Genomic DNA, 9,105 nt, shown 5'->3' with positions numbered 1-9,105 from the left:
GAATGAACTCGGTCTTAAAGGAAGTAATAAAACAACTTACAAATAGCATACAATGTTTATCAATATTTTTTAATATAAAAATGAAAAATAAATCATTATAAATATTGAGAAAGATGTGTCTGATAATTTTTAAAAACTGATGCAAAGAGGCTGCCTACATAGTAGACAGCCTGTAAAGTATTAACCTTTATGATATTTGTACATCCAAAGAAGACCAGATTTTAATAATCTCGGTACACGTCCCATTAATGGTTGGTTTGCTAGTAAACCAAAGCCGTGCTTCTTACCAAGAGATCCTAGAACACCTTTTAATTTAATAACAGGTAGTTCATCCGGGAGTGGTTCATTATTCCAACGTTTTAATAATATTTGGACAATTTGTTCTCCTTGACCTTCAGCCAGTTGGGCAGATGGTGCATGTGGAAGTGCTGCGCAATCTCCTACAACGTAAACATGATCGTTATTTGGAATATTATGATATTTAGTTAAGACAACCCGTCCGCTACCATCTTGTTCAACTGGAAGGTTTCGAACAACTTCATTTGCTTGAATACCAGCTGTCCAGACGATTGCATCACATTCAAGTGGTTCATCGTGGTTGTACACAATATTTGGTTCTACTTTTGTAATGTTAGAGTTTCGTATAATGTTAACTTTATGCTTTACAAACCATTCTTCTACGTATCTACTTAATTTCTCTGGATATGGGAATAAAATTCTATCTTTTCGATCAAATAAATAGATTTTTAAATCAGAACGGCTTTCACGAAGTTCACTTGCTACTTCAACGCCACTTAAGCCAGCACCAACGACAGCTACTGTTGCATTTGGTTCTAGACTATTTAATTGTTCATATGTCTTACGTGTTTGTTCAATTGATTGTAGACTATGTGTATATTCTCTAGCTCCAGGAACGTTATGATATTTATCTTCACAGCCAAGTCCGATAATTAAATCATCATATTGGATCGCTTCGCCGCCATCAAGATGAACAGCTTTTTCTTCGAGGTCAATATTTGTTACTGTGCCGTATTGAATATTGAGGCGTGGGTGTTCAGGAAACGGTATACGAATATGCGTTTCTGAAATAGTACCCGCAACTAATGCATAATATTCAGTTTTGAAGCAATGATATGGTACTTTGTCGATTAATGTCACTTGTACATCATCTGGAAGTTGGTTGCTTGGAAGTAGCCTTTGCAGAATTCTCATTCCACCGTAGCCGCCACCTAGTATTACGAGGTGTTTCATGATGGATTACCCCTTTTCTGTTGAAATATCCCCTAATCATAAAATTTTATATTAATAAAATATTTTGACTTTACTCAATCAAATTATATCGAATTTGTGAACAAATAACAATGCATGAATGAATACTCTGTTGTACAATAAGAAGAAAAGTAAACTGTTTTTCTTTTTAAGTTACTCTTTCATTGTAAGTAGCATGTTATATAGAAGAAATCATCTACTTTGAAGTGAAGTAATGAAGTAACTAAATAGTTTAGACTGTGTAACGAAAACAACAAGAAACAGCTTAGTTTTCTTCTTATAGATAAAGTGAAAAGGTAATTTGTTTTGTAGTACAGGGGGGAGAATTTTGATTAAACCATTAATTGAATTTTGTGTAGGTAACCTTGCAAGTGGTTCACAAGCAGCTCTAGAAAAATTAGAAAAAGATCCGAATTTAGATGTAATGGAGTATGGTTGTTTAGGATATTGTGGCATTTGTTTTGAAGGACCATTTGCACTTGTAAATGGTGAAGTTGTACAAGGTGCAACAGTAGAAGAGCTTGTTAATAATGTATATGAGTATTTGGATGAAAATCCAATGTTTTAAGGTGTTGCGAATTAGCAGCACCTTTTTCATTAGATAAAACTTTATTTCGTGGGGAAGACTAATACTGAGTATTAGTCTTCCCCAATCGAAAATAGTAGGATAAATAAAAAAAGGCCCTTTTTAGAAGGGCTTTTTTCTTACACAAATTGTGTAAGAGTGGCTCATCGCCAAACGTTGTCAAATATGAGAAACGGGGGACATTCATATTGTGTTCTAAAAGCATGCATTTTATACTTAACATAACAAATTATTTTTGGAGTGAATATAAATGAGCCAATTTTCTTTTACAAAAATGCATGGTCTTGGCAATAGTTATATATATGTAAATATGTTTGAAGAGCAAATTCCTGAAGAAGATTTAGCCCTTGTGGCCGAAAAGGTTTCAAATATTAATACTGGTATTGGAGCAGACGGGATGATTTTAATTTGCCCTTCAGACGTAGCTCCGGTGAAGATGCGTATGTTTAATAATGATGGTTCTGAAGGAAAGAGCTGTGGTAACGGTTTACGCTGCGTAGCGAAATATGCGTATGAGCATAAACTAGTAGAAGAAACAGTTTTCACAATTGAAACGTTAGCTGGTATTGTAACGGCTGAAGTAACAGTAGAAGATGGTGTCGTGACATTAGCAAAAATCGATATGGGAGCACCTCGTCTAACACGTGCAGAAATACCGATGCTTGGTGAAGGTGAAACACCATTTATTCGTGAAAACTTCTTATACAATAATCATCGTTATGCATTTACAGCTGTTTCAATGGGAAATCCGCATGCGGTTATTTTTGTTGATGATGTAGAAAAAGCACCTCTTACAACACTTGGACCAGTTCTCGAGACACATGAAATGTTCCCAGAGCGAGTAAATGTTGAGTTTATCGAAATTTTGAATAATGACGAGATGAACTTCCGCGTTTGGGAACGTGGATCTGGTGTAACGCAAGCTTGCGGAACAGGAGCGTGCGCTGCAGTTGTAGCTGCTATTTTAAATGGAAAGATGGAACGTGGTAAGGAAATTACAGTCCATTTAGCTGGCGGCGATTTAATGATTGCGTGGACTGAAGAAGGAAACGTGTTGATGAAAGGACCTGCGGAAGTAATTTGCCGCGGAGTGTATGAGTACAAGATAGAAGCGTAAAGATGTATAATGAACTAAGAACAGAAAGGAAGGTGTATTTCATGATTGAAGTAACAGAACAAGCAGCTTTTCAAATTAAAGATATGTTAAAAGATGCTGAAGATGGAGAGAAGTATGTGCGCCTTGCTGTACACGGCGGCGGATGTAGCGGTCTTTCTTACGGCTTAGGATTTGAAGTAGAACCAAAAGAAGACGACACAGTGCTTGAGTTTTTCGGTGTTGAATTTGTTATCGATACAGAAAGTGCTCCAATTGTTAAAGGAGTAAAAATTGACTATAAACAATCTATGCTTGGCGGCGGATTCACAATCGACAATCCAAACGCAATCGCATCATGCGGATGTGGATCATCTTTCCGTACAGCATCGAATGCTGGTAAGCCAGAAGAGTGCTAAGTTTTTAGCAGAAATAGAGAAAGACCTTTTTAGCGATAGAATAAAATCGTTAGAAAGGTCTTTTCTTTTTGCGTTAAAACAGGAAATGTATGTAAAGTTAATCTAGATATTAATTTAAATGTTATTATATATGGTATATATGATTAATGCTGTGAATTCGAGATTCATATTGTTCATTTTAAGATAAGATTATGTAGAAAAAATGTAAATGATTAGCAAAAATATACTATTTATTAGTTATATTTAATGTTAATATTTGTAACGAAGATGATTGGCGAGGGCTGATTAAAGTTTCACTTTATACAAAAAAGGTGCATGAGCGAGAAGGCTATAGCAAATTGTATAGAACTGAATAGTTCCGTATTAATTAAAATACGTTGATTATTAGATATAAAAAACACCGGGGGGATTAGAGTGAAGTCATTTAAGAGAGTACTTATAGTAGGGATGGCGTTGACTACAGTATCGATTTTGGGAGCTTGTTCTAGCGATACAGACGTATTAACAAAAGCAGGAGCAAAGCAACCAGCGAAGGCGGAAGGTGAAGTACTAAAAGATCAGAAGAAAACACCTATGACTACGAGCAAACGTGAAAGTATTAAAAATGAGGATGCACCATCATCACAAAAGCGTTATATTTCTCATGATGAATCTCAAAAGATTGAGGAAGGGATGACGTATACGGATATTCTTAATACGATTGACTATGGTGGTGAGAACATAAAACATTATAATAACCATGAAAAACGCGTATTTTATACTGAAAAAGATACGGATGGTACATATGAAATTATGGTTGAATTAAATACATATGGTTATGTTGTAAACATTGAACGTACTGCTATAAAGGATGAAGATAAAGATACAGATAAAGAGAATCAGGTATTTACGAAACGTAGTGAAGGGCCTGTAAAGGAATATGAAGAAAAAAACGATCGTGTACCGTGGTATAAAGATGTAAATAACAATTCGGCAGCAGTAAGTTACAATCATTATTTGAAAATCAAAAAAGGTATGCCCGCGAATCAGGTAAAAGCTGCAATTGGACAGCCACATGTGATTGAGAAATATAAATCTTATTCAGTATATGACTATACTGGTTATGGTGGAGAAGGATCATTACGTGTAATCTTTGAACCGAATGGAACTGTTACGGATGTAGTGGAAGACGGTTTACCACGATAATAAATTAGTTACGGGAAGAATTGTAGTAAAGTTGTCTTTGATTTTATAAAGTTTTTGGGAGCATCTCCGAATATAGGTGAAAAAATAATTCTCTTAGCCATGTTAACTACAGTATTAGTATTTACCGAAGTTTCTTCCAAATTCAATAGCGTTATCGTGGATGTTGTTGTCGTATTATCTTTGTTGATATATACCGCAGTAGGGCAGAAATTGTAACTGGACGCGGAGGAGTAGCAGCTTCCTTTTAAAAGAAGGAGGAAAATATGATGGAGGATATTCTTGAATTTATAGGGAGATACGTAATTAAACCTATTATTAGTTTAGTGAGATATCTTGTAATAGAGATTATAATTGAGGGCATAATAGAAGGCGTAATAAACGGTATAAGGAAATTACGTGATAAGTGGCGAAATTGGCGTGAAAGACGTTATTGGCGGTAGTGTAGCTGATGAGCGTGAGAAACAAAAACGTTATACAGAAGCTTAATGGAATGACAATTTCTAAAGTGAAGAAATAATTATTATCTTACAAAAGTGTAATGTTCATGTCATGTTTTTGAATTTCTTCTTTAAGCTCCGGGCTTTAAGATAAGAATATAAGAAAAAACATATGAGGTGAAGGAAATGAAAAGATACATTGCACTATTTAGTATTTTAGTTGTATTTGCAAGTTTGTTAGTTGGTTGTGATTTAAACCGTATGGGTAAAGATGAGTATTATGTTCAAATTACAGTAGATGGAAAAGAATTTGATAGTAAAGCTAGTAATGGGCAGAAATTTAAAGATTATGAATATAAGCTGACTGGCTTTGATAAAGACGGTAAAGAGAAAGAATTAGAATTCATAGCTCAAAAAAATCTTCGTAAAGAAGCATTCCTACGCGTATACCACTCAGATAAAAAAGGTGTAACAGCTTGGGAAGAAGTGAAAAAAGACGAGCTTCCAGCGAAAGTGAAAGAAAAACTAAGTGTGAAATAAGACAGATAAAAAGGAATTGACGAACAGGGTCAATTCCTTTTTTTGTTTTCAAATTCTTCTTCTGAAATGACTTTAAATCCGTGTCTTTTAAATAAAGCAGTTGTCACTCCGAAACCAGTTTGCTTATTACCGTTAAATTCTCCAGTGTAAATCGTAGAACTACCACAAGATGGGCTGCGTTCTTTTAAAATAATATATTCTGGGTGTAAATCTTTAATTTGTTCTAATGCTTTATAAGCACCATTTACGAAAGCTGCTGTGACATCTTCACCATTTTTTGTTATCACTTTCGCTTTTCCGTCTAAAACGTCGTCGCCATTCCCGCCAATAATTTCAGCGGAAGGACGAGGTGTTGGTAGTCCTCCTAATACTTCAGGGCAAATGAGGACTGTATCTTCTTTTTGCAGAAGCTCCTCTATTTTTGAAACGAGATTGTCATTCCCGTCATAACGGCAAGCAATCCCACCTAAACAAGCGCTAATTACGATCATATTTTCATCTCCATTAAAAAATATTAACTATCACGCCAATTTCGCTTCCTGCCTCTTACTTATAAATGAGGTGATATAAATGGGAAGCTTATATAATTTAATGAAACCATATAGTGAATTTCGAAGTAAAGAAGAGTTTAATACATATCAAAAACAAGTTTTGAAGTGCTACCGATTTCAATTGAATAAAACTGATTCTATCATTATTCATTTTTTAGGAAAATATGCGGTGAATGAGAAACAAAAAACAGTAGGGGTTGCTTGTCCATTAATGGGGACGATTGCGACGAATGTTGGAAAGAGTATTCGTACAGTACGCCGTTCAATTGCAAAGTTAGAGGAACTAGGAATTATAAAGCGTGTTGCAACAAAAGAAAGGCATAAACGTGGCGGGTATAGTGCGAACTTATATGTATTTCTTACATCTGCGATTGACCGCATGGATGACCGTATGAAAATGTCCGCTTGTAAAACTGAGGATAATGCAACTGGCTGTAGTAAAAATGAGCAAAAAATTGCTGGGGAAACAATTCTTTCTAAAAACATTTCACAAATAAAAGAGAAAAGAAAAGGAACGTATGAGCTTGATGAGACGTATTGCCGTCATGATATACCGAAGCCTTTTATATACGCACTGGTGCCGATGACGAGTAATCCGAAGAAAATTAATATATTTTGGAGTAAGGTCGAGCTTGCGTATAAAAAGAGTGGGTTACTAGAACAAGGTGTTTTACTGGAGCAAATATTAGCTGACGAAGAAGTGTATGGAAATTTAATTTGGCGCGTGAAAAGTGTTGTAAGAGCATATAAATATGGGGAAATTCGTAAAGACATTGGGGCACTTTTATACAGTACAGTGCGAGATTTATTTTTAGAGGTTGGATTAGAATGGGGAGCAGCATTAAGGAGAAGTAAGGGAATATCACTATTTGATCCATTCAAAAAAGAGCCATGCGTATAATACATGACTCTAAGTGGCTAATCGAACTTCCTTACAACTGGAACACGAATCGCTACAAATAGTACGAAGACGATAACAGCTATTGCACCACTTTTCATAACGGTTACGATTGGAATTCCCATTGCAAGTGCAAGTGATGTGAATGCATAAGAGAGCGGGATAAAGCCCATTGATGATAGCATAAGTAAACTCATTACGCGTCCCATCATTTCTTCTTTTACTGTCGATTGAATCATTGCCATAAGCGGTACAATCGCCATTGCGATTGTAATACCATAAAACATGCCGGCTAATAGTGCTTGCCAAAGTACGGTACTAAAGTTGATAGCTAAGAAGAATATACCAGACAATAGCATCATGATAATACAAAATAGACCGCGTCTACGATTAATATTTTTTAAACCGACAATGACAGCACCGATTGCCATTCCGCCACCTACAGATGCTTCTAAGTAACTAAAATGGAGCGAATCACCATGCAGAACGTTTTTAACAAAAAGCGGGAAACCAACTTGCATCGGGCCGATTAAAAATAAGTTTAAAAAAGCGCTACAAATAAGGAAAGTTGAAAGGAATGGCGATTCCTTTACATATAAGATTCCTTCTTTAATGGAAGTGAACATACCTTTATCTGTATCTTTTTGTTCTGGCATCGTAAATTGTATTTTTTGAACGAGTATGGCAGCGACAATCAGTAATAAAATCGTAATGGAAAAGATTGTCTCATAGTTCGTAAATTTAATGAGAATACCACCAAGTACAGGGCCTAAGATGACCGATGCTTGGTTCGTCATTTGTGTAAGCGAATTTGCTTGTGTTAACCGGCTTTTTTCTACCAATTCCGGTAAGATAGATCCATCTGCTGACCAGAAGAAAGCATCAGCAAGTCCAAAGAATAAAGCGAATAAAGCAAATGTATATAGTGTTACATCACCGACAATGAACCATGTGAGAATGGTTGCGACAAGAATCGCTCGAATGATATTGGAGTAAAACATAATGTTTTTTTTCGGGAATTTATCAGCTACAGCGCCGCCGACAATCATAAAAATAAGCCTTGGAACACTAAGAGCTACGAAAACAACACCGAGTGAAGCTTCAAGGTTTAATGTTTTTGCTATGTACCACGTTTGTGAAAAAGTAAAAAAGGCTAAAGCAAAGCTTGAAAAAAGAGTAGCTGCCCAAAGAAAAAGGAAATTCGTATTTTTTAATAACGGTTTTCCGCTTCCTTCTAAAGCAGTTTTATTTTGTTGTAGTTCCTCCATATTGCTTCCTTTCTATGTGACGAATTTAAACTAAAAAACTTATTAACAATCGTTTTATACAGTTTCTAATATTTCTATACTGCACTTTCTCATTGTAGACAATAATAATGAATTTGCCCAGTAGCTATTTAACGACAAAAAAAGATGCCGAATGGGCATCTTTTTTTAGGCTAACGCAATATAAATATCCAATTGAACGTTGTTTGGATCTAACGCTCTTTCATCGTAAAGCTCAAAGTCTGTTGTGAAGGCACGTTTATTTTCTTTCGACCATTTCCAAATATATTCCCAAGCTTCACAAACGACTTCAGCAACTGGTCCTTTTCTTGTTGTAAATACCGCATATGTAGCGGCAGGTATTGTTAAAGTTGTCATATTTTCAGGAACGTCTTCTAATGAAGAAACAGGCATACCGATTGTAAATTGATATGTACCGGTTTCATCTGATTCGTAGTTTGAGTAGAAAGCGAATGTTTCTTTCGTTTGTTGATTTGGGATGTGATGCATCATTTGTTCTTGAAAGTATCGGTTCCAAAGTTGTGGAATGTTTCCTTCAGTAGATGCCTCTTTTTCATTAGTCGTCGTAACCGAAACGCCGATTGCGTGGAAAGCTTCTTTTTTTACGATAATAGGTTCGTGTAGCATAAAAAATTCCTCCTTTTTTTAAAAAAAGAACATTTGTTCTTGTTTTAATATAACATATTTTTACATGTAACGGTTGTTATTTTTAGAAAATTTTAATCATAAAAAACAAACTGAAAATAACTAAAAAATGGTAAATTTTCTATTGTATGTATAAATAGGATGAGGAGTATGTTAAAATTTTTAAGTATCCTTTAACTGTTATATAAACCTATAC

The 9,105-nt window shown here is 35.3% G+C and carries 10 protein-coding genes and 1 pseudogene; 7 read left to right on the top strand and 4 right to left on the bottom strand.

Going from position 1 to position 9,105, the window contains the following annotated elements:
- Positions 1–180 precede the first annotated feature (180 nt).
- Positions 181–1,251: an NAD(P)/FAD-dependent oxidoreductase gene (locus ABWK52_RS23740; protein ID WP_000682077.1), complete on the bottom strand. Its 1,071-nt coding sequence runs from the start codon at positions 1,249–1,251 to the stop codon at positions 181–183.
- Positions 1,252–1,597: 346 nt separating this feature from the next.
- On the opposite strand from ABWK52_RS23740, the gene ABWK52_RS23735 reads away from it, so the two are divergent.
- The 6 genes and pseudogenes from ABWK52_RS23735 to ABWK52_RS23710 all read left to right on the top strand — a co-directional run bounded on the left by ABWK52_RS23735 (position 1,598) and on the right by ABWK52_RS23710 (position 5,529).
- Positions 1,598–1,837 (top strand): YuzB family protein, encoded by a 240-nt coding sequence (locus tag ABWK52_RS23735; protein ID WP_000595026.1) that lies wholly within the window; start codon positions 1,598–1,600, stop codon positions 1,835–1,837.
- Positions 1,838–2,105: 268 nt separating this feature from the next.
- The gene (gene dapF, locus ABWK52_RS23730) at positions 2,106–2,972 is read left to right on the top strand and encodes a diaminopimelate epimerase (protein WP_000077397.1); all 867 of its coding nucleotides are present in this window, start codon (positions 2,106–2,108) and stop codon (positions 2,970–2,972) included.
- A gap of 41 nt (positions 2,973–3,013) precedes the next feature.
- The gene (locus ABWK52_RS23725; RefSeq protein ID WP_000573825.1) at positions 3,014–3,367 is read left to right on the top strand and encodes a HesB/IscA family protein; all 354 of its coding nucleotides are present in this window, start codon (positions 3,014–3,016) and stop codon (positions 3,365–3,367) included.
- A gap of 414 nt (positions 3,368–3,781) precedes the next feature.
- A complete protein-coding gene (locus ABWK52_RS23720) occupies positions 3,782–4,552 on the top strand; it encodes a hypothetical protein (RefSeq protein WP_000834604.1) in 771 nt (256 codons plus the stop codon).
- Between the two features lie 411 nt (positions 4,553–4,963).
- Positions 4,964–5,032: pseudogene (locus tag ABWK52_RS23715) on the top strand (methyltransferase); the annotation flags it as partial.
- 143 nt (positions 5,033–5,175) lie between these two features.
- Positions 5,176–5,529, top strand: coding sequence for a YxeA family protein (locus ABWK52_RS23710; protein WP_000833145.1), 354 nt, complete (start codon positions 5,176–5,178; stop codon positions 5,527–5,529).
- 29 nt (positions 5,530–5,558) lie between these two features.
- Here ABWK52_RS23710 and ABWK52_RS23705 read toward each other — a convergent pair whose 3' ends face one another.
- Positions 5,559–6,020 carry a DUF523 domain-containing protein gene (locus ABWK52_RS23705; protein ID WP_000635484.1) on the bottom strand — a complete coding sequence of 154 codons (462 nt, stop codon included), beginning with the start codon at positions 6,018–6,020 and terminating at the stop codon, positions 5,559–5,561.
- A 79-nt stretch (positions 6,021–6,099) separates the two neighbouring features.
- Between ABWK52_RS23705 and ABWK52_RS23700 the strand changes: the two genes are divergently transcribed.
- Positions 6,100–6,981: a helix-turn-helix domain-containing protein gene (locus tag ABWK52_RS23700; RefSeq protein WP_000535260.1), complete on the top strand. Its 882-nt coding sequence runs from the start codon at positions 6,100–6,102 to the stop codon at positions 6,979–6,981.
- A 17-nt stretch (positions 6,982–6,998) separates the two neighbouring features.
- Here the strand turns inward: ABWK52_RS23700 and ABWK52_RS23695 are convergent, their stop codons facing one another.
- Positions 6,999–8,246, bottom strand: coding sequence for an MFS transporter (locus ABWK52_RS23695; RefSeq protein ID WP_000391938.1), 1,248 nt, complete (start codon positions 8,244–8,246; stop codon positions 6,999–7,001).
- A gap of 165 nt (positions 8,247–8,411) precedes the next feature.
- Positions 8,412–8,891 (bottom strand): GyrI-like domain-containing protein, encoded by a 480-nt coding sequence (locus tag ABWK52_RS23690; protein WP_000902159.1) that lies wholly within the window; start codon positions 8,889–8,891, stop codon positions 8,412–8,414.
- Between the last annotated feature and the right edge of the window lie 214 nt (positions 8,892–9,105).

Source organism: Bacillus sp. AP50 (assembly GCF_040492675.1).
Lineage (GTDB): Bacteria > Bacillota > Bacilli > Bacillales > Bacillaceae_G > Bacillus_A > Bacillus_A cereus.
The sequence above is the reverse complement of the archived record's forward strand: the minus strand, read 5'-3'. Positions and strand labels throughout refer to the sequence as shown.